Raw genomic sequence first — 1,396 nt, forward strand, 5'->3', positions numbered from 1 at the left:
TTGTATAATTTCTTTATTTTCCATAGACTATCCCCTTTTCCTTTGTTGTGCTTTTAATTGAGTCTTTGCGTGTACAATTGCTTCAACTAATGGTCTGTTAGATGGACAAACATAGCTGCAAGTACCACATTCTATACAATCATTCAAATGTATTTTTTCTGCTCCTTCAAAATCACCATTCAATGATTTTAATTGCAAGAACAATGGCAACAAGCCAATTGGACATACATCCACACACTTAGCACATTTAATGCAAGGTTCTGGAGCAGCAAGTGTTGCATCTTTTTCATTCATGCAAATTATTCCGCCTGTAGTTTTAACAGTTGGAGCATCCAAATTGTATTGGCATGCACCCATCATAGGACCACCAACTACAATCTTGTATGGTGTCTCCTTGAATCCGTCACAATAATCTACTAAATCTTTGAATTTAGTACCTACTGGAACGTATATATTTTTAGGTTCTTTGATAGCTGAACCTGTCATTGTAACAATTCTGTGAGTCAAAGGAATACTGTGAACTACGGCATCGTAAATAGCCATAGCACTTGAAATATTAAGTCCTTGAACTCCTCTTTCGTTCGATCTTTGAGCTTTTGAAATTTTCTTACCAGTAATTGAGTTGATAAGTCTTCTTTCATCCCCTTGTGGATATTTAGTTTTAAGAGAGCAAATTGAAATATTTTTTTCATCCTTAGCGGCATTTTTCAATATTCCAATAGCCTTTTGTTTGTTATCCTCAACTCCTATGTATCCTTTATCGCAATCCATTAATTTCATGATAATTTTCAATCCACCAATTGCTTTTTGAGGATATAATTCCATATTAAGTTGGTCACTAGTTAAATAAGGTTCACATTCAGCCCCGTTCAAGATTACTTCCTCGATTTTTACATCAGGTTTTTTCTTCATCTTAATGTGAGTAGGGAATCCTGCTCCACCCAAACCTACTATACCAGCTTCTTTTATTCTTTCTAGGATAACTTCTTTTGATAATTGTGTAAAATCATCATTTGTTTCAGTGTATCCTAATTCGTTTAAACCGTCTGATTCGATTACTACGACTTCACCTTTTTGACCATTTGATAATACCATTTGCTCAATCTTAACAACCTTTCCACTAACTGAACTGTGAACAGGTGCTGAGATAGTCGCTTTAGATTCACCAATTTTTTGACCCACTTTGACCTCATCTCCTACTTTTACAATAGGTGTACAAGGCGCACCAATATGTTGATGCAATGGGATATAAACCATTTTAGGTTCAAAATTTGTATCTAAAGGACAGTTTTGAGTGTAGGATTTATGATCATCCATGTGAAATCCGCCTTTAAAAGTCAGATTTTCTAAACTCATTTTTTCACCCCTTTAATAAAATAAAAAATGGTGCAGAGAA

At 34.7% G+C, this 1,396-nt stretch carries 1 protein-coding gene; it reads right to left on the bottom strand.

Features of this window, described 5'->3' with window-relative positions; genetic code table 11:
- Window positions 1-27: 27 nt before the first annotated feature.
- Entirely contained in the window at window positions 28-1,356 is a 1,329-nt protein-coding gene (gene rsxC / locus KHW44_RS09630) for an electron transport complex subunit RsxC (RefSeq protein WP_304068896.1), read from the bottom strand.
- Window positions 1,357-1,396: the final 40 nt, after the last annotated feature.

Source organism: Finegoldia magna, from assembly GCF_018371055.1.
GTDB lineage: Bacteria > Bacillota > Clostridia > Tissierellales > Peptoniphilaceae > Finegoldia > Finegoldia magna_I.